The 23,713-nt window shown below is 61.9% G+C and carries 20 protein-coding genes; 12 read left to right on the forward strand and 8 right to left on the reverse strand.

Annotated features, from left to right (window positions below):
* The first annotated feature begins 89 nt into the window (after window positions 1-89).
* The gene (locus AC3EML_RS28035; RefSeq protein WP_352521359.1) at window positions 90-494 is read left to right on the forward strand and encodes a YciI family protein; all 405 of its coding nucleotides are present in this window, start codon (window positions 90-92) and stop codon (window positions 492-494) included.
* An 18-nt stretch (window positions 495-512) separates the two neighbouring features.
* On the opposite strand, the gene AC3EML_RS28040 is transcribed toward AC3EML_RS28035, so the two are convergent.
* Together AC3EML_RS28040 and AC3EML_RS28045 are read right to left on the reverse strand one after the other, a co-directional pair.
* A complete protein-coding gene (locus AC3EML_RS28040) occupies window positions 513-1,988 on the reverse strand; it encodes a pyridoxal phosphate-dependent decarboxylase family protein (RefSeq protein ID WP_352521360.1) in 1,476 nt (491 codons plus the stop codon).
* 19 nt (window positions 1,989-2,007) lie between these two features.
* Window positions 2,008-3,093, reverse strand: a complete 1,086-nt coding sequence (locus AC3EML_RS28045) for a PLP-dependent cysteine synthase family protein (RefSeq protein ID WP_023724977.1) — start codon at window positions 3,091-3,093, stop codon at window positions 2,008-2,010.
* 202 nt (window positions 3,094-3,295) lie between these two features.
* Between AC3EML_RS28045 and AC3EML_RS28050 the strand changes: the two genes are divergently transcribed.
* Window positions 3,296-5,323 carry a transcriptional regulator gene (locus AC3EML_RS28050; protein WP_352521362.1) on the forward strand — a complete coding sequence of 676 codons (2,028 nt, stop codon included), beginning with the start codon at window positions 3,296-3,298 and terminating at the stop codon, window positions 5,321-5,323.
* A 25-nt stretch (window positions 5,324-5,348) separates the two neighbouring features.
* Here AC3EML_RS28050 and choV read toward each other — a convergent pair whose 3' ends face one another.
* The 3 genes from choV to AC3EML_RS28065 all read right to left on the reverse strand — a co-directional run bounded on the left by choV (window position 5,349) and on the right by AC3EML_RS28065 (window position 8,453).
* Window positions 5,349-6,530 (reverse strand): choline ABC transporter ATP-binding protein, encoded by a 1,182-nt coding sequence (gene choV / locus AC3EML_RS28055; protein ID WP_023669996.1) that lies wholly within the window; start codon window positions 6,528-6,530, stop codon window positions 5,349-5,351.
* Window positions 6,527-7,381, reverse strand: coding sequence for a choline ABC transporter permease subunit (choW, locus tag AC3EML_RS28060; protein WP_023669995.1), 855 nt, complete (start codon window positions 7,379-7,381; stop codon window positions 6,527-6,529). The genes choV and choW overlap by 4 nt, the downstream gene beginning before the upstream one ends.
* Window positions 7,382-7,517: 136 nt before the next feature.
* Window positions 7,518-8,453 (reverse strand): choline ABC transporter substrate-binding protein, encoded by a 936-nt coding sequence (locus tag AC3EML_RS28065; RefSeq protein ID WP_023686157.1) that lies wholly within the window; start codon window positions 8,451-8,453, stop codon window positions 7,518-7,520.
* 237 nt (window positions 8,454-8,690) lie between these two features.
* Here AC3EML_RS28065 and AC3EML_RS28070 point away from each other — a divergent pair, with 237 nt between their 5' ends.
* From AC3EML_RS28070 to AC3EML_RS28100, 7 genes are all read left to right on the forward strand, one after another.
* Window positions 8,691-9,302 carry a thymidine kinase gene (locus tag AC3EML_RS28070; protein ID WP_023683669.1) on the forward strand — a complete coding sequence of 204 codons (612 nt, stop codon included), beginning with the start codon at window positions 8,691-8,693 and terminating at the stop codon, window positions 9,300-9,302.
* A gap of 14 nt (window positions 9,303-9,316) precedes the next feature.
* Window positions 9,317-10,495 carry a glycosyltransferase gene (locus AC3EML_RS28075; RefSeq protein WP_352521364.1) on the forward strand — a complete coding sequence of 393 codons (1,179 nt, stop codon included), beginning with the start codon at window positions 9,317-9,319 and terminating at the stop codon, window positions 10,493-10,495.
* A gap of 84 nt (window positions 10,496-10,579) precedes the next feature.
* Window positions 10,580-10,963 (forward strand): c-type cytochrome, encoded by a 384-nt coding sequence (locus AC3EML_RS28080; protein ID WP_023817400.1) that lies wholly within the window; start codon window positions 10,580-10,582, stop codon window positions 10,961-10,963.
* 320 nt (window positions 10,964-11,283) lie between these two features.
* The gene (locus AC3EML_RS28085) at window positions 11,284-12,372 is read left to right on the forward strand and encodes a hypothetical protein (RefSeq protein ID WP_023669990.1); all 1,089 of its coding nucleotides are present in this window, start codon (window positions 11,284-11,286) and stop codon (window positions 12,370-12,372) included.
* A 27-nt stretch (window positions 12,373-12,399) separates the two neighbouring features.
* Window positions 12,400-13,545 (forward strand): hypothetical protein, encoded by a 1,146-nt coding sequence (locus AC3EML_RS28090; RefSeq protein WP_023686161.1) that lies wholly within the window; start codon window positions 12,400-12,402, stop codon window positions 13,543-13,545.
* A 59-nt stretch (window positions 13,546-13,604) separates the two neighbouring features.
* On the forward strand, window positions 13,605-14,471 hold the full coding sequence (locus tag AC3EML_RS28095) for a hypothetical protein (protein ID WP_352521365.1): 867 nt from the start codon (window positions 13,605-13,607) through the stop codon (window positions 14,469-14,471).
* Window positions 14,472-14,492: 21 nt separating this feature from the next.
* Window positions 14,493-16,403: an AAA family ATPase gene (locus AC3EML_RS28100; protein ID WP_352521366.1), complete on the forward strand. Its 1,911-nt coding sequence runs from the start codon at window positions 14,493-14,495 to the stop codon at window positions 16,401-16,403.
* Window positions 16,404-16,471: 68 nt separating this feature from the next.
* On the opposite strand, the gene AC3EML_RS28105 is transcribed toward AC3EML_RS28100, so the two are convergent.
* Complete coding sequence (locus AC3EML_RS28105) at window positions 16,472-16,609, reverse strand: hypothetical protein (protein WP_023701543.1); 138 nt, start codon at window positions 16,607-16,609, stop codon at window positions 16,472-16,474.
* Between the two features lie 127 nt (window positions 16,610-16,736).
* Between AC3EML_RS28105 and AC3EML_RS28110 the strand changes: the two genes are divergently transcribed.
* From AC3EML_RS28110 to AC3EML_RS28120, 3 genes are all read left to right on the forward strand, one after another.
* The gene (locus AC3EML_RS28110; RefSeq protein ID WP_023683664.1) at window positions 16,737-18,041 is read left to right on the forward strand and encodes a DUF6638 family protein; all 1,305 of its coding nucleotides are present in this window, start codon (window positions 16,737-16,739) and stop codon (window positions 18,039-18,041) included.
* 16 nt (window positions 18,042-18,057) lie between these two features.
* Window positions 18,058-19,182, forward strand: a complete 1,125-nt coding sequence (locus tag AC3EML_RS28115) for a DUF2333 family protein (RefSeq protein ID WP_023686165.1) — start codon at window positions 18,058-18,060, stop codon at window positions 19,180-19,182.
* Between the two features lie 312 nt (window positions 19,183-19,494).
* Entirely contained in the window at window positions 19,495-21,174 is a 1,680-nt protein-coding gene (locus tag AC3EML_RS28120; RefSeq protein ID WP_023686166.1) for a formate--tetrahydrofolate ligase, read from the forward strand.
* 61 nt (window positions 21,175-21,235) lie between these two features.
* Here the strand turns inward: AC3EML_RS28120 and AC3EML_RS28125 are convergent, their stop codons facing one another.
* Window positions 21,236-22,552, reverse strand: a complete 1,317-nt coding sequence (locus AC3EML_RS28125; RefSeq protein ID WP_352521367.1) for a hypothetical protein — start codon at window positions 22,550-22,552, stop codon at window positions 21,236-21,238.
* 520 nt (window positions 22,553-23,072) lie between these two features.
* Complete coding sequence (locus tag AC3EML_RS28130; protein ID WP_352521368.1) at window positions 23,073-23,711, reverse strand: isochorismatase family protein; 639 nt, start codon at window positions 23,709-23,711, stop codon at window positions 23,073-23,075.
* Window positions 23,712-23,713: the final 2 nt, after the last annotated feature.

Consider the following 23,713-nt stretch of genomic DNA (forward strand, 5'->3'; position numbering starts at 1 on the left):
GCAGACTAGCGTCTCGATGGGCACCGGGGGTGGATCAACCAACCCAACCTTGCAATAGTGCGGCCGCTCGAACAGGAGGAGATCGCCGCATGCTTTACGCCATCCTGGCCTATCACGTCGAACAGACCATCCAGTCCCTGACGCCGCAGCAGGACGCGGCGCTGATGCACGACCTGCTCGAGGTCAATGCCAGATTGACCCGCGAAGGCAAGCTTGGGCCGGCGGCAAGACTGGGCGCGACCGCCGAGGCCGTCACGCTGCGCGGTCCGGGCGAAGGCATCGTCATCGACGGGCCGTTTGCCGAGACCAAGGAACAATTGCTGGGTCTTTATGTCCTCGACTGCGCCACGCAGGAGGCGGCGATTGCAGCCGCGCGCGACTTGCGCCGCGTGAACCCCTCGGCAGTGTACGAGATCCGGCCGATCACATTTTACCTTCCCGGCGTGACGTTTCCCGCTACGGAGGGCGATTTAAAGGAGGCCGCCAGCGGCTGAGAACTACCCCATGGCCGGTCAGGCAGAAGCGATCTCGTTGCCGAGGCGGACCGTTTCGGCGACGAGAAGGTCGAGATCCTCGCGCCGGGTCCGGTGGTTGTTGATCGCCACCCTGAGGCAATGCCGGCCTTGCACCGTGGTATCGGAAATGGCGGCGGTTCCGTCTTCCTGCAGCCTCAGCATGATCTCGGTGTTGAGCGCTTTCGCGCGCTCGCCATCGAGACCATCCGCGCGATAGCGGAAGCAGACGATGTTGATGCTGGTCGGCGCCGTCAGTTCGAGCGCTGGCTCGGCCGCGATCAGCCCTGAGAGATACTGCCCCTGCGCAATGTTCTGGTCGATCAGGCGGCCGAATTTTTCGACACCGTGTTCTCGCAACGCCATCCACACTTTGAGTGCCTTGAAGCCACGTGTCGTCTGCAGGCCATAGTCGTGCAGCCATTGGCCGGAGGCGAGGCCGCGCGGTGTCGACTCCAGATATTCCGGCGTCACCGCGAAGGTCTTGCGATGCGCCAAGGCATCCCGCACCAGCGCGCAGCCTGCCTCGAAAGGCGCATGCAGCCATTTGTGGGGGTCGAGCGCGATGGAATCGGCCCATTCGATGCCGGCGACACGACGCGCATTCTCGGGCGCGATCGCGATCAGCGCGCCGATGCAGCCGTCGACATGGAACCAGAGATCCTCCTCATGCGCCAGCTTGGCCAGTGCCTGCAGATCGTCGATGGCGCCGGTGTTGACAGTGCCGGCATTGCCGATGATGCAGGCCGGCTTGAACCCGGCCGCGCGATCTTCCGATATCGCAGTCCTCAAACCTTCAATGTCGATGCGCAGGCCGGTGTCGCTGGCAATGCGGCGCAGCGCCTTGTTGCCGAGACCGAGCGCTTCCATCCCCTTGCGGTGACAGGAATGGACCTGGTCCGAGCCATAGAAACGCAACGGCTTTTCGATGGCGGCAACGCCGTGCTCGCGCACGTTGATGCCGGCCTTGGTGTTGCGCGCCACGGTCAGCCCGATGATGTTGGCCATCGAACCGCCGCTGACCAGCGTGCCGCTGGCCGAAGCCGGCATGCCCATCATCTGCTTGCACCAGTCGACCACCTGGCCGTCCATCAGGGCGGCGGCATGGTTGCCGCCGCCGAGATTGGAGCCCTGGATTGCCGCCAGGAAATCGCCGATCGCGCCGGTAAAATTGCTCGACCCCATATACCAGGACCAGAAGCGCGGATGGATGTTGCCCATCGGATAGGGCATCACCTTGTCCACGACATCGCCATAGATGTCGGCAAGCGGGGTCGGCGATTGCGGCAGCGAGGCGGTGAAGAAATCCCTCACATCTCCAGGCATCTCCTGCCACACCGGCCGTTGCCTGACATCGCGCAGGTAAGCGACGGCATCGTCAACGATCCGATGCGACAGGCTTTGCATATCGGCCCAGTCCGAGGGGTCAAGCGTTTCCTCGGTACTGGTAGCCGAGTGTCCAGGCATCGCGTCCATGCAATTTGCTCCCGCGTCATCATGCCGGGAACTGGCAACCGGGCGTCGAGAGCGAGAGAGCAAGCTCTTCCGCATTCATCTCGGCCTCGATGCCGTCGAACAAAGGCGTGGTCATGTAGCGTTCACCGGTATCGGGAAGCATGCACAGGATCACCGATCCGGCCGGTGCCGTGCCGGCGATCTGGCGCGCCACGGCAAAAGCCGAACCGCCGGAAATGCCGGTGAAGATGCCTTCCTGCTGCGCCAGCGCCTTGGCCCATTTCATGCCCTCCGGCCCGGCGATCGGCATCACCTCGTCATAGAAGTTGCCATCGATGGCCTCCTGCAGGACGTGCGGGATGAAATCCGGCGTCCAGCCCTGGATCGGGTGCGGTTCGAAAGCCGGATGGCTGGCGGCCGGCGCTCCGCCGGCGCCACGCATCTGCGGCTTGCCGCTGCCGACAAGCTGCGCGTTGGCCGGTTCGGTGAGCACGATCCGGGTCTCAGGCCGCTCGCGGCGCAGCACCCGCGCCACGCCGGCGACGGTGCCGCCGGTGCCGTAGCCGGTGACGAAATAGTCGAGCCGCGAGCCGGCGAAATCGTTGACGATCTCGCGTCCCGTAGTTGCTTCATGGATGTCGGCGTTGGCCTTGGTCTCGAACTGGCGGGCCAGGAACCAGCCATTGGCTTCGGCCAGTTCCACCGCCTTCTTGTACATGCCGAAGCCTTTCTCGGCGCGCGGCGTCAGCACCACCTTGGCGCCCAGCATCCGCATCAGCTTGCGGCGCTCGACCGAGAAACTGTCGGCCATCGTCACCACCAGCTTGTAGCCCTTCTGCGCACAGACCATGGCAAGACCGATGCCGGTGTTGCCGCTGGTCGCCTCGACGATGGTCTGTCCCGGCTTGAGCGCGCCGGTGCGTTCACCTTCCTCGATGATGTTGAGCGCCAGCCGGTCCTTCACCGACGCCGCCGGATTGAAGAACTCGGCCTTGACGTAGATGGTGGCGTGCGCCGGTCCGAGATTATTGACGCGGATGACCGGCGTGTCGCCGATGGTGTCGAGAATGCTGTCGAACAGGCGGCCGCGGCCGGCCGTGGTTCTGATTTTCTGCTGATGCAACATGGTAGACTCCTGGTTCTTGCTCACGGGCCGGTTACACACCGGCGGTTTGGGCGGCGAGATTTCGACACCTTGCCGCACTACAGGTCCTTGACGTGCGGCAGTGTGGTAAACACCACATTCGGCGCACAAATTTTGCGAGCCGGGTGCACTTTGTCGTGCTCGGTGGTAAAGCAGGGGCCGGCAGGTCAGCGTGGGAGCAGGCGTGGTATCTGGCGTGGAATCGAGCCTGGCGAGCAGCCATCAAGGTGTTGTCGTGCGCCTGTTTGGGCCGCCGACGATTGCGCGCGACGGCGTCCCGGTGGTCTTGCCGGCATCGCGCAAGCTGCGCGCGCTGCTGGCCTATCTGGCGCTGGCGCCCCATCCGGTCGGACGTGGCAAGCTCTGCGAGTTGCTGTGGGACGTTCCAAATGATCCCAGGGGTGAGCTTCGCTGGTGCCTGAGCAAGCTGCGGGCCGCGCTCGACGAACCGGGCCGCGGCCGGATCGTAACCGTGCATGATACGATCGTGCTTGATCTCGACGGTATCTCGGTCGACGTGCTGGATGTTGGCGCGGCAACTGCCGCAGGCATCGAAACGCTCGAGCCGACGCGACTGCAGTTGCTCTCCGGCCTGTTCGTCGGCGACTTCCTCGAAGGGCTGGAGATCGACCGCAGCCCTCTCTTCAACAGCTGGCTGACCGCGCAGCGCCGCCGTTTCGGTTCCTGCCAAGCTGCTATACTGGAACATCTGGTCAAGACGCTGCCGGCCGATTCCGAAGACGTCTCCGCCCATCTCGAAAAATGGCTGGAATTGACCCCGTTCGACAGCAGCGCCCATGTCGCACTCCTGGTGAGGCTGGCGCGGCGCGGCCAGTTCGGCGCCTGCGAAGACCATCTTGCCGCTACGGCATCGCTCTTCCAATCGGAAGAGCTGGATTTCGGCCCTGTGCGCCAGGCGTGGCTTGCCATTCGCGCGGAACGTCACTGCGCGACTTTGCCGGCACAGCCTGCGGTGGCGCCGGTGGCGGGCCACAGCCCGATCGCGCGTGCCCCCACCGAAGCCGCGACACCGCACAAGGCTTCGCTTGCCGTCATGCCGTTCGCCGAAGATGCCGGCGGCGTTCGTGGTGGGCTGGCCGACGGCTTGACCCATGACATCATTACCCGCCTCGCCAAGCTCAGGGATTTTTTCGTCATTGCCCGCGGCTCGGTCTTTGCCCTGGCGGAAAAGAACATCGCGCCGGAGGATGCCGGCCGCCGGCTGAATGTCGACTATGTCGCCACCGGCTCGGTGCGCAGTCTGGCGGGCCGGCTGACCGTCACCGTCGAGCTTGTCGAGGTTCGCACGGCCAGGATCGTCTGGGCCGAGACCTTCGAGCGCAAGCCCGAGGACATCTTCATTGTCCTCGACGACATCGGCAACAGCATCGTGGCCTCTATCTCATCCGAGATAGAGATGGTCGAGCGCAACCGCGCCATGCTGAAGGCGCCCAATTCGCTCAACGCCTGGGAGGCTTACCATCGCGGCCTCTGGCACATGTATCGCTTCACCCGCAGCGAGAACTACCTCGCACGGCATTTCTTCGACATTGCTGTCAGGCAGGATCCGACCTTCACCCGCGCCTATGCCGGCCTGTCCTTCACCCATTGGCAAAGTGCTTTCCAGCGCTGGGGCGACCGCGACCAGGACAGCGCGCTCGCCTTTGAGGCGGCCGGCCAAAGCCTGCTGGTCGACGACCACAATCCGGCCGCGCACTGGGCGATGGGCCGGGCGCTGTGGCTGCGCGGCGAAGGCGACCAATCCCTGCTCGAACTGGAGAGAGCCGTCGACCTCAGCCCCAACTTCGCCCTCGGCCACTATGCGCTGTCTTTCGTGCAGTCGCAGTCGGGCGATCCGCAAGCGGCGATCGGATCGTCGGATCATTCGCGCCATTTGTCACCGTTCGATCCGATGCTGTTCGGCATGTTGGGCGCGCGCGCCATGGCCCATGTCCGCCTCGGCCAGTTCGACGAGGCAGCCGATTGGGCACTGAAGGCGGCCGCCCGCCCCAACGCCCATGTCATCATCTTGTCGATCGCCGCCCACTGCCTGGCGCTGGCCGGACGGCTTGACGAGGGGAAAAACTTCGCTGCAGCCATCCGCAAGACGCTTCCGGGCTACCGCACCGACGACTTCATCGACGCCTTCCGCTTCGATCCGGATGCCACAGCCCTGTTCAAGCTCGGCGCCAAGCGCATCGGGCTGAGCTAATTCAGCCCGATGCCTGGTAGGAACCCTAGCGCCGCAACACTGCGCTCAGCACATCGCGTATGCCGATGGCGCCGACAAAGCGGGACTGGTCGTCGAACAGCGCCACGGGTGCCGTCTGCGAGCGGTGCATGGCCAGCATCACCGTCTTCAGCGACGTGCCGGGGTTGGCCCAGAACACCTGCGCCGTCTCCTCCGGCTGCGCCTCGACATCGGCGCATGAAACCCATACCGCCGGTTTGCCGTCGCGTTCCGCCGCCGCCACCAGCCCGTGCTCGTCGATCTTGAAGCGCGTCGTCTTGCGCCGGTCGAGCCACACCCAGCCATTATCGCCGTGCTCGAGGTCGCGGCTGTCGCGCATGACGTTCCAGGCGGTCAGCACCGACAACGGATTCACATTGGCGATGAAGTCGCGGACATAGTCGTTGGCGGGCTTGAGCACGATGTCTTCCGGCGCCCCGGTCTGCACGATGCGACCGCCCTCCATGATGGTGATGTGGGTGCCGATCTTCAGCGCCTCTTCCAGATCATGGCTGACGAAGATGATGGTCTTCTTCAGCTCCGCCTGCAGCTGCAGCAATTCGTCCTGCAGCTTGGTGCGGATCAGCGGATCGAGCGCCGAGAACGGCTCGTCCATCAGCAGGATCGGCGCCTCGGTGGCGAAGGCACGGGCCAGGCCGACGCGCTGCTGCATGCCGCCGGACAGCTCATGCGCGTATTTCTTCGACCACTGGTCGAGATTGACCAGTTTCAGCTGGCGTTGCACGCGCTCCTTGCGCTCTTGCTCCGGCACGCCGGCGAGTTCGAGGCCGAGGCCGACATTCTCCTCCACCGTACGCCAGGGCAGCAGGCCGAACTGCTGGAACACCATCGCCACCTGCTTCTGGCGCAGCCGCCGCAGCGTCGCCTGATCGCAGGTCACGACATCGACGATATTGTCGCCGTCCTTGACCAGCACCTGGCCGCGCGACACCACGTTGAGCCGGTTGACCGCCCGCAGCAGCGTCGACTTGCCCGAGCCGGACAGGCCCATCAGCACCGAGATTTCGCCCTCATGCACGGTCAGGCTGGCGCCGGCGCAACCCAGCACATTGCCGGTCTTTTCAAGGATTTCGGCGCGCGTGGCGCCGCCATCGATCAGCGCTAGCGAACCGGCCTGGTCGGACCCGAAGACGATATCGACATTTTTGAAATCGACGGCGACGGTCATTTCTTGCCTCCAACGCCGATACGCGTCATCCGGTCGAGCACGATGGCGAGTACGACAATCGCCAGGCCCGCCTCGAGCCCGAGATCGATGCGGCGCGAGCCGAGCGCGCGGTTGATTTCAGTGCCGAGGCCGCCGGCGCCGATCAGTGCTGCAAACACCACCATCGACAGCGACAGCATGATCGATTGCGTCAGCCCGGCCATGATGGTCGGCAAGGCCGAGGGCAGCTCGACCTTCCACAGCAGCTGCTGCTTGGTGGCGCCGAACGCCTCGCCGGCCTCGATGATTGACTTCGGCACCGAGACGACGCCGAGATGGGTGAGCCGGACCGCGGTCGGGATGACAAAGATGATGGTGACGATGAGGCCGGGCGCGTTGCCGAGACCGAACAGGGTCAGAACCGGGATCAGGTAGACGAAGGTCGGCAGCGTTTGCATCAGGTCGAGCACCGGCAGCATGATGCGGTAGACCTTCGGCTTGTGCGCGGCCCAGATGCCGAGCGGCACGCCGATGGCCATCGCCATGGCGGCGGCGGCCACGACCAGCACCAGCGTCTGCACCGTCTGCTTCCAGAGGTTCTGGTTGATGATGAAGATCAGGCCGAGAAAGACGCCTATGGCCAGCGGGCGCGAGCGCTGCAGCAGCCAGGCGATGATGGCGATGATCAGCGCCAGCAGCACCGGCGGCACCATCAAAAGGATGCCAACCAGCCCGTCGAGCAGGAAATTGAGGCCATTCGAGAAGGCCCTGAACACGGTGTCGAAATTGTCGGTGAGGAAACCGAAGAACGCCTTTCCCCAGGCGCCGATCGGTATCTTGTGATCGACCATGAATTTCGAAATCGGATCCATATCGCCCCTCTCATGCGAGAGACCGCCTGCTTCCGGCCTCCGCTCTCATTAGGTCATCTTCTCACAGGATATGAAAAAGGGCAGCCTTTTCTAGATTGGCTGCCCTTCCTGGTTCGGCTTGGCCGAATTAGTCGGCTCAGCTTCCGAGCGCGGTCTTGACCGCCGCTGCCGCATCGCCGCCATCGAAGGTGGTGACGCCGGCAATCCACGGCGCAACCGCGTCAGGGTGCTTCTTCAGCCAGTCGGCTGCGACCGTGTTGGCGTCGCCGCCCTTCAGGATCGCGTCCATCATCTCGCCTTCCATGTCCAGGTTGAATTTCAGGTTGGCGATGAACTTGCCGGCATTCGGGCATTCGGTGGTGTAGCCCTTGCGCACATTGGTGTAGACGGTGGCGGCGCCGAAGCCGCTGTCGCCCATGCCGTCGAGATAGGTGAGCTTCATGGCGCCCATCACCGGATGCGGCGTCCAGCCGAGGAACGCGATCCACTCATTGTTCTTGATCGACTGCTCGGCCTGCGTCAGCATGCCGGCTTCCGAGGACTCGACCAGCTCGAAGCCTTCGAGATTGTCCTTCGGGTTCTTGATCATGTCGAGGATGATGCGGTTGCCGTCATTGCCCGCCTCGATGCCGTAAATCTTGCCGTTGAACTTGTCCTTGAACTTGCCGATGTCGGTCAGCGACTTGACGCCGGCCTCCGCGACATAGGTCGGTACGACGATGCCGTAGCCGGCGCCGGTCAGGTTGGTGCCGATCGTCTCGACCGAACCATCGGCGGTGTAGTCCTTGATGTCGTTGGTCATCGACGGCATCCAGTTGCCGAGGAAGACGTCGAGATCCTTGTTTTTCAGCGACGCCATGGTCACCGGTACCGATAGCTGGATCGTCTGCGGCTCGTAGCCGAGCGCGGTGAGCAGCACCGAAGCGACGCCGGTGGTTGCCTGGATGTCGGTCCAGCCGACATCGGAAAGGCGCACCGCCTTGCAGCTCTCCGGATCGCCGGCAAGTGCAGCGCTCGTGGACAGAAAAGTCGCCAGGCCGAGGCCGGCGACGAAGGTGTTCATACGCGACATTGGCAGTCTCCCATTGTGATTCTTTGGCGAAGCGTAGTTACGGTTTCTCTGCCCGCCTTGTTTCGTCAGCCAAACACCATTCTGGTGTGGTTTCAAGCGCTAAGACAATCACGATCAACGGCGCGGACTGGCCAAACAGCGACACGCCCGCCGCTTTTTCGATTGCAGACGGCTTTTCCCATCAAATGCAGCGGTGCCCTCTCCCCGCGCCGCGCCAACTCGGCTTAAAAGGACGGCATGGCCAAGCTCTACTTCCACTATGCGACGATGAATGCCGGCAAAACGACAATGCTGCTGCAGGCGTCCTACAATTATCGCGAACGCGGTATGACGACGATGCTGTTCGTCGCCGGCCACTACAGAAAGGGCGACACCGGGCTGATCTCGTCGCGCATCGGCCTGGAGACGGAGGCCGAGATGTTCCGCGACGGCGACGATCTCTACGCTCGCGTCGCCGAGCATCACGAACATACGACGGTGCATTGCATCTTTGTCGACGAGGCGCAATTTCTCGAGGAAGAGCAGGTCTGGCAGCTCGCCCGTATCGCCGACCGGCTGAACATCCCGGTGATGTGCTACGGCCTGCGCACCGATTTCCAGGGCAATCTGTTTTCCGGTTCGCGAGCGCTTCTCGCCATCGCAGACGATCTGCGCGAAGTGCGCACCATCTGCCGCTGCGGCCGCAAGGCGACGATGGTCGTGCGTCTCGGCGCTGACGGCAAGGTGGCCAGACAAGGCGAACAGGTGGCGATCGGCAAGGACGTCTATATCTCGCTCTGCCGCCGCCACTGGGAAGAGGAAATGGGCCGCGCCGCGCCCGACGATTTCATTGGCTTCACCAGAGGCTGAACGGCCGGGACAACATGAAAATTCTGCAGTTCACAGTTGATTGCCCGTTTCCGCCGGTCTCCGGCGGAGAGATCCGGAACGCCGCCAATGCACGCGCCCTGGCATCGATGGGCGAGGTCCTGACGGTAAGCCTGACTGGCGCCCCGGCACCCTCCACACCGCCGAACATCCGTCACCGGATCATCGAGGCAGCGCGCGGCAGGGCGCCCTGGGGCAGGCGCAGCCCGCACCCGACCGTGCATATGATGCCGGACGACGAGCTGGCCGAAGCCGACGCCATCTGGAGGGAATTCGCGCCCGATCTCGTGGTAATCGAGGAGATCGTGCTTTCGCAGCTGCTGACGCTGGCGCCGAAGCATCGCGCGCGCACCGTCCTTGACCAGCACAACATTGATTCCCGGACGGTGTCCGACCGGATCGCCGGCCTGACGCTGTGGCAGCAAATTCGAGACTGGCGCCAAAACAGGCGAAGGAAGGCAGAGGCGCGCGAAGCCGACAGGTGTGCGGCTGCCCTGGCCGACCAGGTCTGGGTTTGTTCGCGGGCCGACGAAGCGCTTCTGTCCGCTCTCGGCCCCCTCAACGACGTCAGGTTCGTCGCCAACCCCATTCCAGACGAGAGCGTGCTTTCCCTGCCGATTGCTGCCGAGCGCTTCAGTGAGCTCAGCCTGTGCTTCATCGGGCATCTCGGCTACTTCCCAAACATCGACGCCGTCAAGCAGATCGGCCGCGCGATGGCGCCGCGCCTCGCCGCCTCCGGCCGGCCCTGGTCGATCACCGTCGCCGGCAGAAACCCGCGCGATGTCGTGCGCGGTCTATGCACCAGGCATGGTCTGCGGTTGATCGAGAACCCACCGCATCTGCCGGAATTGCTTGGGCGTGCCGGCTATGCGCCGATCCCGCTGCGCTTCGGCGGCGGAACCCGCATCAAGGTGCTGGAGGCGATGGCGGCGGGCCTTGTCGTCGCCGCCACCGAAAAGGCCGTCGAAGGGCTTGGCCTGCAGGCGGGCAGGCATTTCCTGTCCAGCGACGATGCCGGCAAGTTGGCATTGAAAATCATCGATCTCGCGACACGCCCGCAAGCGGCCGCCGAGATGGCGGAGATCGGCCGCGCTTTCGTGCGCGACAATCATTCGTCGGCGGCGATTGAAAAGCAGGTCAAGCAGGCGGTCGCGGCGATCCCGCGCACGGATTGAGCCCGGCTGCTATCCACCGGCATACGGCGTTTGTTAAGGCCTGCAGCCTATTTTGCCCTCAGCCAGAGCCAGCCGGGAACCGCCATGCTTCGAGCCATTTCATCAGGCCTTGTCATTTACTTGGCCGGTATCCTCGCCGCGCAGGCCGACGGCGATGCAGCACTTGGCAAGAAAGTGTTCTACCGCTGCATGGCCTGTCACGAGGCGGCAAGCGACCGCGACAAGGTCGGCCCGCATCTCCTCGGTATCGTCGGCCGCACCGCCGGCACCGCCCAGAACTTCAACTATTCGCAGGCCATGAAGGACGCCGGCGCGGCCGGCCTCGTTTGGGACGAAGCCAACCTCAAAGCCTATCTCGGCGCTCCCAAGCTGAAAGTACCCGGCAACAGGATGGGCTTCTCCGGCCTGAGCAGCGACGAGGACATCGCCAACGTCATCGCCTATCTGAAGGCCGATCCGAAGCCTTGAACGGCGCGATGCGTAGCCTGATGGCGACGGCTTCCGCCAGCTGTCTCGCGCTTGCAACTCATTGAGCCCTCTGTCGAATTCAGCACACCCACACTGTCCGAGATCGACTTCTTCGCAGCCGTCAAAGTTCAATGACAATTGAACAATACTTGGCCGGCTGGTTAATCACGCCATGACCCCGCCTTCATTGCCTTTCAAGACGACTAGGCATTTTTTGTTTTCGGGGCGGGTCTTGTCTTGCGTCTTTCAATCCCCTGATACCCCACATATATTCGCCGCTGTTCGCAGCCAGCGACCGGAAGCCGAAGCGGGAGGCCCCTATGGCGACATTGCAGAATTTCGATGCCGAAATTGCCAAGACCAGGCAGGTCGTGCAGGACATGCGCTCCAAGATCGAGCAGTCGGGCACGGTGCTTGATACGCTGGCCACCGCCGACAAGAAGATCGGCGACGCCAATTTCGACATCGAGAATGCCCGCATCGAGGACGTGCTGAAGCAGCAGAAGGTGATGGAAGGCAACATTGCCGACCTGATCATCGGGCTGGAAGACGCCACCAACGTCTTCGGCACCGAATTCGAGAGCATGAAGAACTACACCGGCTGGGAAAGCTTCGTCGGCGTCTTCTCGGCGCAACGCAAGCAGCGTATGCGCACCGACCGCGTCCGCAACATGTCGCTGGCCGGCAATCTGCAGGAGCTTCTGGTCAAGTCCGACACCATCGTCGGCATCCTGAAAGCGCAGAAAGAGGTCCTCGACCAGCGCTACAAGACCTCGGAAAACAGCCTGTCGCAGGTGATCGAGCGCCGCAAGGTCACCATGACCAACCTCGAGGCGGTGCAGAAGCGCATCGAGGAGGTCAATCCGCTGCTGCTCGACATCGAAAACAAGATCGCCGCTTCTACCAGTCAGAAGGAGCGCACGCAGCTTGAGGGCGAGCGCTCGAAACTGGCGACCGAATACAATGAAAAGCAAGCCAAGGAGCAGGAGCTTCTGGCCGAGAGCCAGACGCTGGAACGCTACACCTCGATGTTCCAGACCTTCGTCGATTCGCTCAACAATCAGATCGCAGCGCAGTCGACGCTTATCAACAAGCTGACCATCGATACCGAGCAGCGCATCGTGCTCTACAAGGCACTGGAAGATTCCTTGAAGACCGCCGCCCAGCAGGATGTCGCCCACAAGATCAACACGCTGGGCAGCCAGGTCGACAACACCGCCGAAGAGACCATGGCCGGCATTGGCGCCGCCTCGCAAAAGCACATCGGCGATCTTCTCGAAATGCACGAGAAGAACATGGTCGCCAGCTCCGACATCCAGCGCCGCAAGAAGCTCGCCGACGACGCCTTCGCCCGCCGTTTCGACGACGTGATGAAGAAGCACAATTCGGCCAACTACGTGCAGTCGTAAGGAGCGGCTGCACGCGGGCACACCGGCATGACTCCCGAAAACGAAGCGGCGGCGCGCTATTTTTCCGCCATCACGGCGGCACTCAGCGGCCTTGAAGTGTTCATGCGCGACGACCGCTCGCCGCTTTACCGGCACGGCATCGTTGCCAAGATCGTCGCCGAATACATTGCCCGGCTGGACAAATCGTTTTCCTGCTGGCGCAACCGGCTCGGCTTCATGGACACGTTCCGCATTTCGCGCGCCGACAGCGGCTATCCCGTCTTCCAGAACCTGCTCGAACTGGAAAATGACCGCCGCCAGGCCGAGGCGCGGCTGGCCAACATTCCGCTGGCCGGCGAATTGCGCGAGGAAATGGCCGACTTCATCCTGCGCCACAAGGAATTCCCCGAAGCACTGCAGAAGTCGATGGCCGAGCGGCTCTATCTCGAGGACGTCAAGAGCGAACAGACTTTTGGCCCGTTCTCGCTGGCGCAGACGGCCAAGGTCTCGGTCAATCCAAAGACCGGGCGCCCCTATTACCTCGTGCACTGGGCGAGCTTCGACGGCAGCGCCAACCTGCCGCTGGTCTACATGGTGACGGTGGAGGATTCCTCCGAAAGCATGATCCGGCAGCTCGTTGACAGCAGCGGCAAGCTCAATGAACGGGTCGACATCCCGCTGCCGGTGGACGGCCTGCTCAACCCCGAACTCGCCCATCGCTTCGACGATTTCACCGAGAAGAATTCCGCCTACACGCTTTCGCCCGCAACGATTGCGGTCAATCTCGACAAGGATTTCGAGCCGCTGCACCCTAAGCAGCTGCGCCGCGTCGTGCTCGGCCCCTTTTATTCCGCAGGCATTACGGACAACAATTCGACCGTGACCGAGGTGCTGGCCAAGGTGCGCAAACCGGAAAATGCCTGGCTGCTCACCTGGACCATCCAGGAGGTCTACTCCAAGGGCGAGAAACCCGGCCGCAAGGGGCTGTTTTCGAGCGATAAGACGACGCAGGAATTCTTTATCAACACCGACGATCTCGAAGCCGCGCGCCAGGGTGTGTCGAGCTACGAGAACCACGCCCTGATCCCGCACGAAGCCTATCAAGCACTCTACGCCGCCGGCGAAGCTCAAAAGATCTTTTCCGGCTACAAGGTCCATATTCTGTCCAACGGACAGGTGATCAGCGATGTGTGAGGTGGCATTTTTGGTGGGCCTGACAATCTCCGGGGCGCGGTCAGGGGCAGAAGGCGATTGTGATCGAAACGGATAACCTTGCTTCCCGCAGTAATGAATCGCCCTACCGGGTTCTCGCTTGGTGGGATGTCGATATGCATTTCGGTGCTTACAAGAAACACAAACTGACCGCCCGACCATTGCGTAACCTTGAGCGCATTCTCGGACACCGGGTTCACGTTGAAAGTCGGTGGCGTCATCGAGGATTACCGGATGGGGTGCGGAAGCTTGAAGCTTTCAATTACATCGATGTTGCAGACCCGGCGCTTGCCGCGTTTTTTGTTCTTCAACAAATTTCCGGCTTATCCGAATGGTTTTCCGGGTTCGGCTACAGACCGGTTACTTCGCGGTCTGAAGATGAAAATACAGACGGTGACACGATCTGTACTTTCTATTGGTACGAATTGGATCAATATGAAGCATACCGTCACATTCGATCCGGAGGCGTCATGCTAATTCTGGTCGAAAAATTACCTGTCCGAACACGTAATTCATCCCGTCCGATAGTTGGAATAAGACAGAGTCGGCAACCAAGATATAGCTACGATGTAAAAATCGTGATTCAGTTCTTTTGCGACAATAGACAAAGACTTATCGAATATCACTGGCCAAGATTGATGAAAAGATATGCATTTGAGCCAGAAGACCGTGTTGAATTCGGACCGCCATCTAACAACGGAAAACCGAATCAGATTTGCGTTAGCGCGATGTTAGCGGACCTAACTGAGTACCAGGCTGTCGCTTATTGTCTTGCACGGACTGAGCGTTGCCGTTTCAAGCTTGGAGGGCCGGGAGAGGCCATCTTTCAAGCCGAACGCTTTCCCGATCACGAACCCTTTGACGGGATGTTTTCAATTTTGCTCACGCGAGGGCAGGCACAAGAGTGAGTCGCGAGGAGGATTGATACGATGGACACCGGCCTGACCACCATCCCGGAAGCCGCAATCGAAAAGCACCGCGCCACGGCGCAGAGCTTCATCACCCGCGTCGTGGTTCTGGAAGACCCTGCGCGCGAATCCGGCACAGCACTTGCCGGCACCAATCGCCGCTTTGTCTCGACAGTCTCGGTCGGCTCGGTGCGGCGCACACGCGAGGTCGAGCTGGTCAAGACCGTCGCCGCAATCCATCCCGACGACCAGCTGATGAGCATCCCGCAGCACACGCTGTTGTTCCGCGCCCGCCGCGGCCTGGCGATTGCGCTCGCCATCTCCGACGTCTTCGCCGAGGGCTCCGACCTCGAAAGCCTCCAGGCCAAGAACACCCGCGCGCCTCTTGAGGGCGATGAGGCGGCGACCTTCAAGAAGCTTCTGTCAGCCTCGGCTTACGTTTCAGCCTTCAGCCTCGCCTCTTACCTGTTCCAGCTGATCGACAGCGACGGCGAGGCGCCCAACGATATCCCCGAACCGGACTTCCTGTTCGACACGCCGCAGGACGCGGTGAAGTCGATCGTCGCCGGGTTGGACAAGGCGATTGCAGGCTCCAAGGACGATGGCGACCTGACGACGCGCGCGCGAGCTTTTGCACGGGTCGCCATTGATGGGCTGCTGGCCCGCAAAGGCCGCTTCGACGGCATCGGTCCGTTCGAGAACGCCCATATCCGCATCGACGCCGACGATTTCACCCTCGACGGCTTCGACGTCGCGCCCGGCAAGCGCTCCAAGCCGCTGGTGATGACCTTCAAGAAGCCGGAAGAGGTCGTCGGCAACCACATTGCCAAATACCAGTCGGTCAAGCTCGCCAAGATGCTGATGGCCTACGATTTCGAGCGCGAGTTGAACCCGTTCGTCGAACTCGGGGGCTTCCTCTTCACCTTCATCGGCGACGGCGCGCCGGGCACCGGCAAGACGACGCTGATCCAGATGATCGCCGGCCTCGTCAACAATTATTGCCAGGTTGCCGGCTATCCCTTCGCCTATGAGAATTTCGGCGTCGACCAGATCTCGTCCTACCAGGGCAAATCTGGCCAGAATTGCCGCCAGTTCATCAACAATGTCTTGAACCCACGCGTCATCGGTTTCGGCACCGTCGACGACATCGACCAGGTGGCGGCCCGCCGCTCCGACGACCGCGCCTCGGCCGGCCAACAGGAAATCACCGGCGTCTTGATGGACGCCTTTGCCGGCGCCGGCACGGTGGTGCGCGGCAATTGCTCGTTCGGCATGTTTTCCAACTATCCCGAAAATGTCGACGATGCGCTGCGCCAGCGCGCCGGGGCCCGCTGGCTGGTCGACGGCCCACAGAGCCGCGACGACTATATCGACATCTTCGTCCTGCTTGCCGGCAAGAACCACAAGATCCCACTCGGCGACCACAAGCTCTACGCCGCGCAGGAGATCCAGCGCGCGGTGACCGAAGCCTATGAGGAGCACGAGAAGCCTCAGGAAGACGGGCTGATGAAGGTCTATGAGCGCTACATGAAGGAGAATGGCGCGCCGAAATCGATGGCCGACATCGGCACTTATCTGCACCTGATCAAGGATGCCGAGCCGCGCTTCACCGGCCGAGCCATCAAGAACGTCACCGACGCCATCAAGATGCGCGCCATGGACATCGAGCTGCCCGACGACTGGTTCGAGAAGCCGGAAGTCTTCATGCACAAGGGCTACGACGAAAAGAAGGCCATGATCGAGGAACTGCGGGGGCCGTTCTCGATGGACATGGTCATGCAGGAGATCAACCGCTACGCCGACTCGGAGTTCCGCTATTCCGACAAATCCGACGACGCCGCGGTGGAGAAGCTGCTGCGCGACGCACGCCTGCGCGAACGGGCGGGGCGCGAGATGGAGGAGATGAAGAAGAAGGGGCTCTGGAATGCGTGAACTTCCTTCGCTGCCCGCGGGTGCTGAAAGGCTTGGCGCTAACGCTGACGCCCCCCTCTCCCCGTCCTTCACGCGGCGAGGGCAAGGGTGAGGGGCGGCGCATGCGTGGACCAGAGATCGCTCCGACCATACTGGCAGCTATCGAACAGCGCCTCGATCGGGACATCCGGACCAATGATCTTCGATTTATTGACGCCAAAGGCCATGGGGAGACATGTCCTTGAATGCTAGCGCTGCCCCTCACCCTTACCCTCTCCCCGTGAAGAACGGGGAGAGGGAGGCGTCAGCGTTGGCGCTTCGCCACAACAGGCAACGCCGCTCGGAACGTTCTGCATGAGCCACGCCAAAAAACCCGACCTTCTCCGCGACAATGAGCTGATCTACGGCCGCTTGCTCACCGTCGACGAGTCGCACCTCATCCAGCGCTACAACAAGGCGCTTGTTGCCTTCGGCCTCAAGCCCACCAAGCTGAAGAGCTTCCAGATCGACCGCACCGGCTTCTCGCCCGAAGTGGCCGAGGAATGCGGCGATTACGATTATCTCGACCCCAATGAGGTCAACCGCCGCTTCATCATCCTGACGCCTTCGCAGATCGATCTGCCGGTGGTGCACACCGCCTTTTCCAACACCTCGCAGCTGATGTTCGAGTTCATGTCCAAGAACCAGCGCGCCATCGATGCGCTGACCATCAAGGATGTCATCTACGGCGAGATCGAGGATTCCGTTCCCCTGGTCAACGACATCGAGGATCTGCTGTCGATCAGCCAGGTCGAGTTCCGGGTGCTTTCGGCCGAGGACGTGCTGGGCAAGGCCGCCGAACTCGGCAAGCTAGTCGACCGGCTGAAGCAGGAGCCCGATGCCTGGCGCGACAACACCATGCTGAGCCGTATGGTGGAGCTGGCGAAGGTCTGCGGCGATATCCGTGAGAATGCGCTGGTGCCCGACCAGGTGATCTTCCGCCACAACGCCTACTGGACCAGCCATTTCGGCGGCGTCTACGTCTTCGTCGATCCTGATATGACCACCGTCATCGGCGACCCGGCCGCCCCCGGCTTTCGCCGTTCGCGGCCCTGGCAGGTCAGCTATCTCTCGATCAACGATGCCGACAAGGTGTTCAAGTTCCTGGCCAGCACCGGCCGCATCGAATTGCCGCGCGCGTCATGGGTCGAAAGCTCGGGCTATCTCGAGCATCGCGCCGAGATGGTGGTGCGCTCTCTCATCCGCGACACAGAGCCGAACCGCAATTTGACCGAGGTCGACAAGGTCTGGCTGCAGACCTGGATCCATGGCCATGCCGATCTGATCACCAAGGACGGCAATTTCCCCTTTCTCAACGCCGCCAAGCGTGAGATCGCCCAGCTCGGCCATCTCAAGATCGAGGATGTGTTTCCGCAACAGCGCTTCCTGGTCGTGCGTGGCAAGCCCGACCATCCCGACGCCTGGCTGACCAACCAGCTGATCTCGGATTTCGTGCCGCAGGACTTTGTCTCGCGTTACGTCTTCAACAAGCCGGGCTTCTACAAGGACTATGACGGCTACAGCGACGCCTGGCGGTCGCATGTTGTGGACGTTCTGAAAACCACATATTTGAAAGACAAAGTGGCGTTTCGCACGCGCCTTTACGGCCTGACTGACTGAGGGGTGAACGAGAGCCATGCTTGATCCGATCGTGAATTTCTTCACCCGCATCTTCCAATGGATCGGCCGCGGCATCGGCCTCGTCATCGGCGCGATCCTGTGGCCGTTCCTCTGGGCTGGGCGCTGGTATACGCAGCGCGGCTGGATCCTGAAGGCTGTGGTCGGCCTCGCGCTTCTGGTATTGATCGGCCTCTACGCCAATTTCTTCTACGCCACCCAGTGGTGGAACAAGTTCGATCCCAACTACGTCGACAAATACACCTTCGAGAACCGCAACATTTCCGCCGGCGAACAGGTCGCCGCCGGCGCCGGCACCGACACCGCCAAGACCTGCGGCAATTCGGGCATCGCCCAGGTGGCGGCCGACCTGACGGACTTCAACGTCAACCAGAATGCCTGGATCTCGTCGATGATCCTCTACAAACTCGGCCTGTTCGGCATCGACTGGGACAACACGCCGTTCATGGACAACAAGGCCTCGTTCCAGCGCGGCATCAACCAGGCGGTGCGGCGTACCGCCACCGAGCTTGCCGACAATCTCGGCCGTGTTCGCACCACATCGCAGATCGACGGCGACCTGCAGGATGCGCGCGGCAATCTGCAGTTCGACGAGGAGACCTGGTATTTCGGCCTCAACCCGTTCGGCCCCAAGACGCCGACGCCGAGCTATTATCGCGATGCCGTCACCAAGCTACGCTCCTTCAACGCCCGCCTCGGCAGCTGCCAGGCGACGTTCGATGCCCGCGCCGACAATCTGAAGCAGTATATCGACCGCATCTCCTCCGACATCGGTTCCACCTCCGCGATCCTCAAGGAGCGCGCCGAAAACCATAACAATGGCTGGTTCGACTTCCGCGCCGACGACCGCTTCTGGTTCGCCTATGGCCAGCTCTATGCCTATTACGGCCTGATGAAGGGCGCCCAGGCCGACTTCGAGGACGTCATCAAGGAAAAGCATCTCGGCAATCTGTGGGACACGATGGATGCGCAATTCGTCTCGGCCCTGCGCATCCAGCCCTTCATCATCGCCAATGGCCGCGAGGATGGCTGGATCATGCCGACGCACCTGACGACGATGGGTTTCTACGTGCTTCGCGTGCGCTCCAACATGGTCGAGATCAGCAACGTCCTGACTCAGTAGCGTCCACAGCTTTCCCGGCGAGCGATGGCGAATTTGCGCCGTCGCCTCTGTCGCATTCCGTGCATTGGGCGGCTGTTTTGAGACGGCGGAACGTCGCGTCCTCTGGCTTCTATACGGCGCGGCAACGGAGCCAGGAAGAACCGGCGACAGGTCGGCCGGCCGCGGAGACACTTTCTTCATAGGAAACATAGTTGCATGCAAGTTGACGCCGCGGGAGCGACAGGGTTAGAACATGCCCGCGCCCTGGTTCAACATGCCTGCGAGTGAGATCAAACCCGTCCCCTCCACCGTCCAATCCGAAGGAAAGCCGTCATGGCCGAAGTGAAGTCCGACATCGAGATCGCGCGCGGCGCCAAGAAAAAGCAGATCCAGGAGATCGGCGCCAAGATCGGCATCCCGACCGAGCACCTTTTGCCCTACGGCCACGACAAGGCGAAGATTTCGGCCGAATTCATCAAATCGGTGAAGGGCAACAAGGACGGCAAGCTGATCCTCGTCACCGCCATCAACCCGACGCCGGCCGGCGAAGGCAAGACGACCACCACCGTCGGCCTCGGTGATGGCCTCAACCGCATCGGCAAGAAGGCGATCGTCTGCATCCGCGAGGCTTCGCTCGGCCCGAATTTCGGCGTCAAGGGCGGTGCCGCCGGCGGCGGCTACGCGCAGGTCGTGCCGATGGAGGACATGAACCTCCACTTCACCGGCGACTTCCACGCCATCACCACGGCGCACAACCTTCTGTCAGCGCTGATCGACAACCACATCTACTGGGGCAATGAGCTCGGCATCGACACCCGCCGCGTCGCCTGGCGCCGCGTCATGGACATGAACGACCGGGCGCTGCGCGAAATCATCTGCTCGCTCGGCGGCGTCGCCAACGGCTATCCGCGCGAGGCCGGCTTCGACATCACCGTCGCCTCGGAAGTCATGGCTATCCTGTGCCTTTCCACCGACCTCAAGGATCTGGAAAAGCGCCTTGGCGACATCATCGTCGCCTACCGCCGCGACAAGACGCCGGTCTATGCCCGCGACCTCAAGGCCGACGGCGCCATGGCGGTGCTGCTGAAGGACGCCATGCAGCCAAACCTGGTGCAGACGCTGGAAAACAACCCGGCCTTCGTCCATGGCGGTCCGTTCGCCAACATCGCCCATGGCTGCAACTCGGTCGTCGCCACCACGACGGCGCTGAAGCTCGCCGACTACGTCGTCACCGAAGCCGGCTTCGGCGCCGACCTCGGTGCTGAAAAATTCTTCGACATCAAGTGCCGCAAGGCGGGTTTGAAGCCGGCGGCTGCCGTCATCGTCGCCACGGTGCGCGCCATGAAGATGAATGGCGGCGTCAAGAAGGAAGACCTCGGCAAGGAAAACATCGAGGCAGTCAAGAAGGGCTGCCTCAATCTGGGCCGCCACATCGAGAATGTGAAACAGTTCGGCGTGCCTGCGATCGTGGCGATCAATCATTTCACCACCGATACCGAGGTGGAAATCCAGGCGATGAAGGATTTCGTCGCCTCGCTCGGCGCCGAGGCGATCCTGTGCAAGCATTGGGCCAATGGCTCTGCCGGCATTGAGGAGTTGGCGCGCAAGGTCGTCGAGATCGCCGAATCCGGCGCCTCGCAGTTCGCGCCGCTCTATCCAGACGCAATGCCGCTGTTCGAGAAGATCAACACCATCGTCCAGCGCATCTATCGCGGCGACGAGGCGATCGCCGACAAGTCGGTGCGCGACCAGCTGCATGCCTGGGAGCAGGCCGGCTACGGGCACCTGCCGGTCTGCATGGCCAAGACCCAATATTCCTTCTCGACCGACCCGAACCTGCGCGGCGCGCCGACCGGGCACACCGTGCCGGTACGCGAGGTCAGGCTTTCGGCGGGCGCCGGCTTCGTCGTCGTCATCTGCGGTGAGGTCATGACCATGCCCGGCCTGCCCAAGGCGCCGTCCTCGGAAAAAATCTTCCTCAACGAGATCGGCCAGATCGAAGGCCTGTTTTGAGATTTGTCTCGAAAACCAAGGGCGCCGCAGCGACGCGGCGCCCTTTTGCTTGCCGGGCTTCTCACGCCACTGTCGAGGACCCGAACTTCTTGATCCCGGCGACCGACATGCTGACGAACTGGTCGAGAATGGTGAAGAAGATATCCAGACTGAACCCAAACAGGAAGGAGAAGGTGAAGAGGCTGAAGCCTATTCCCGAAGCCTCCTCTCCAAGCTTGGTGCCCGGTGCTACAAACCAGGCAAGCACCATGCCGGCCAGCGCCCCCAGTGCGATCCTGTGGATCAGCCGCGACAGCGGTGGATTGGGCAGCAGCGGATTGAGGATCATCCGCATGTGAAACATGATGGCTCCGAGCGCGCCGTAGAAGGCCGGGAGTATCCACAAGGCATATGGGCTGAGAACCTCGTCCAGCGTCTTTATCTGCGCGGTCAGCGTGTAGATCGAGTTCGGCGCGATCGTGATCACTCCGTCGCACTGCAGGCTGCGCGTTGCCTCGTCGAAATCGGCATTCACGTCCGTCACTTTTTCCGAAGACGTACCTTCAAGATTGTTCGGGTTTTTCTTTTCGATGTTTATCTGCGCGCAATAGGCATCCGGCTGATTGGGGAGCTCCTTGAGCTTGTCTGGAGGCGTAGATTTACTCACCCCCAGCGGCTGGTCACAGAACTGGTCTATGGCACCTTGCTGGGAATACTGAGCCTGGCCCGCCGCTACGCCATCTGCCGTGGAGGTTGAATAAAACTTGCAGTACATCCATTGCATTCCCCAGATCGGGAATTGCGCGTCCTCAGTCATGAACCCTTGCGCTCTTCTCACCAGGGAGGAAAAGCGCTGGTCGAGAGCGTGAAGGCTATCTTCCGAATTGTAATAGGCGTCCTTCAGAAGCGTCAGATCCGTGGTCGAAGCCTGCTCGGACGATGCCGAGCTCAGTTGTTTCTTCGTCGCCCAAACCTGGCGTATCGCCTGTCCGAACCGTGCGCTGAAATCATTGTTGTCGATTTCTATGAGTTCGGAGTTTATCGCGACTCCCTTGTTGTAAATGTACGTCAATCTTCCGGTTACAACCATGAAAAGCACGGAAAGAGCCACGAGAAAGTACGTCGCCAGCGCGGTCTTGCGCGACATGTCACCGGGCGACCAGCCCGATCGCAGTGCCGCCAGGGTGGCAAATGGCACGGTGCCGGAACAATCGTTGAAAACCGTCTGAAGATTGACGACCTCAGGCTGGCTGGCCGTCGCATCGTCGAGCTCTTCGGCATTGCCGATGGCCGCAAACAGGGAACTGTCCTTGAACACACCGTAGCGGCCGTAGTTGGCGACCAGCTTGGCGTCCGCGATGAGTCCAGAAACGAGAGGGTCGGCCGGTGTCGTCGTCATCGTGAAATCCCCCCGCCTGACGACTACCCTAGATAGCCCGGCACATAGCCGTATTGCGACGGGCACCCGCACGGATATCCGGGCGGGCCGGGCGGCTGCGCCCAGCACCAGAAGGATTGAGTGAAGCAGATCGTCCCCGGCGCGTGCGAAGGGACCTGGGCGAAAGCGGGCCATGGCAAGAGTGCCGCGGCACCAGCCAAGGCGAGAACGACTGTAGTTCGTGCAATTCGCGCTTTCACTTGTTTCTCCCGAGGAAGTCTACCCGTCCCACCCCTTGATCCAGATATACCGTTCCTCGGAGAGAGGCCTTCGTCTGTGAAAGACTTCACTCTGTTCTCCAGTTCCCCATCCTGAGATAGAGCCCGATCTGAGTTTCTTGCGTTTGGCCGGCTCATCATCCCGAAAGTGAATGGGCTCAGCCGAAAAGACTTCCAAACGAGGCCACGCCCCGGTGTTCGTGATCAGGAACGCCAAGGGGCGCCGCAGACTGCGGCGCCCCTGTTCCTTCGCGGCAATTTGCCTATGCAGCGTTGCGCGCCAGCGCGCGCTGGTTGGACGCATAGGGCGTGTCGCGTTCGGGCAAAGCACCGGTCTTCAGGCAATCGATCCATTCGGCGGTCTTGAGCACGGCCGCAAAGCGCGACTGCAGGATGATGGACACCACGCGGTGGATCTCCTCGGCCGAGGCGTAGCCGGCGCTGTTGGCGTAAGGCAGCGAACCGGTGGCGTCGGACAGGAACTCGACCGCAAAGCCGACATGCGCGGCGTGGATGATGCTCGACAGGTCGCAATTATGCGTCATGTAGCCGATCACCGTTATCGTATCGATGGTATTGGCGCGCAGCCACGCCTCGAGGTCGGTGCCGGCAAAGGCGCTAGGCAGTGACTTCTCGACATAGTGGTCGCGGCTTCGCCGGGCGATCTCGGGATGCAGTTCGCCGCCATGGCTGCCCTTGACGAAGACTGGCGAGGTCTCGGGCGCCATCTGCTTGACGACCACCACCTTCACGCCAGCCGCAGCGGCGGCATCCATAGCGCGCGCGACATTGACGACGCTGTCGCGGAACGGCGGATACTGGATGGCGAGGTTGCCGCCATCATAATCGTTCTGGACATCGATGACGATGAGTGCGCGGCGCGGCGTGATATTGGCGGACATGG

It is taken from the genome of Mesorhizobium sp. P170090 (assembly GCF_057786115.1).

What these genes read in the sequence shown, in the direction of transcription:
- choV (WP_023669996.1), bottom strand. Translation starts at nt 6,530, where the DNA reads ATGACCGTCGCCGTCGATTTCAAAAATGTCGATATCGTCTTCGGGTCC.
- AC3EML_RS28040 (WP_352521360.1), bottom strand. Translation starts at nt 1,988, where the DNA reads ATGGACGCGATGCCTGGACACTCGGCTACCAGTACCGAGGAAACGCTT.
- AC3EML_RS28045 (WP_023724977.1), bottom strand. Translation starts at nt 3,093, where the DNA reads ATGTTGCATCAGCAGAAAATCAGAACCACGGCCGGCCGCGGCCGCCTG.
- AC3EML_RS28035 (WP_352521359.1), top strand. Translation starts at nt 90, where the DNA reads ATGCTTTACGCCATCCTGGCCTATCACGTCGAACAGACCATCCAGTCC.
- AC3EML_RS28070 (WP_023683669.1), top strand. Translation starts at nt 8,691, where the DNA reads ATGGCCAAGCTCTACTTCCACTATGCGACGATGAATGCCGGCAAAACG.
- AC3EML_RS28090 (WP_023686161.1), top strand. Translation starts at nt 12,400, where the DNA reads ATGACTCCCGAAAACGAAGCGGCGGCGCGCTATTTTTCCGCCATCACG.
- AC3EML_RS28115 (WP_023686165.1), top strand. Translation starts at nt 18,058, where the DNA reads ATGCTTGATCCGATCGTGAATTTCTTCACCCGCATCTTCCAATGGATC.
- AC3EML_RS28075 (WP_352521364.1), top strand. Translation starts at nt 9,317, where the DNA reads ATGAAAATTCTGCAGTTCACAGTTGATTGCCCGTTTCCGCCGGTCTCC.
- AC3EML_RS28110 (WP_023683664.1), top strand. Translation starts at nt 16,737, where the DNA reads ATGAGCCACGCCAAAAAACCCGACCTTCTCCGCGACAATGAGCTGATC.
- AC3EML_RS28100 (WP_352521366.1), top strand. Translation starts at nt 14,493, where the DNA reads ATGGACACCGGCCTGACCACCATCCCGGAAGCCGCAATCGAAAAGCAC.
- AC3EML_RS28105 (WP_023701543.1), bottom strand. Translation starts at nt 16,609, where the DNA reads ATGGCCTTTGGCGTCAATAAATCGAAGATCATTGGTCCGGATGTCCCG.
- AC3EML_RS28085 (WP_023669990.1), top strand. Translation starts at nt 11,284, where the DNA reads ATGGCGACATTGCAGAATTTCGATGCCGAAATTGCCAAGACCAGGCAG.
- AC3EML_RS28130 (WP_352521368.1), bottom strand. Translation starts at nt 23,711, where the DNA reads ATGTCCGCCAATATCACGCCGCGCCGCGCACTCATCGTCATCGATGTC.
- AC3EML_RS28080 (WP_023817400.1), top strand. Translation starts at nt 10,580, where the DNA reads ATGCTTCGAGCCATTTCATCAGGCCTTGTCATTTACTTGGCCGGTATC.
- choW (WP_023669995.1), bottom strand. Translation starts at nt 7,381, where the DNA reads ATGGATCCGATTTCGAAATTCATGGTCGATCACAAGATACCGATCGGC.
- AC3EML_RS28065 (WP_023686157.1), bottom strand. Translation starts at nt 8,453, where the DNA reads ATGTCGCGTATGAACACCTTCGTCGCCGGCCTCGGCCTGGCGACTTTT.
- AC3EML_RS28120 (WP_023686166.1), top strand. Translation starts at nt 19,495, where the DNA reads ATGGCCGAAGTGAAGTCCGACATCGAGATCGCGCGCGGCGCCAAGAAA.
- AC3EML_RS28125 (WP_352521367.1), bottom strand. Translation starts at nt 22,552, where the DNA reads ATGACGACGACACCGGCCGACCCTCTCGTTTCTGGACTCATCGCGGAC.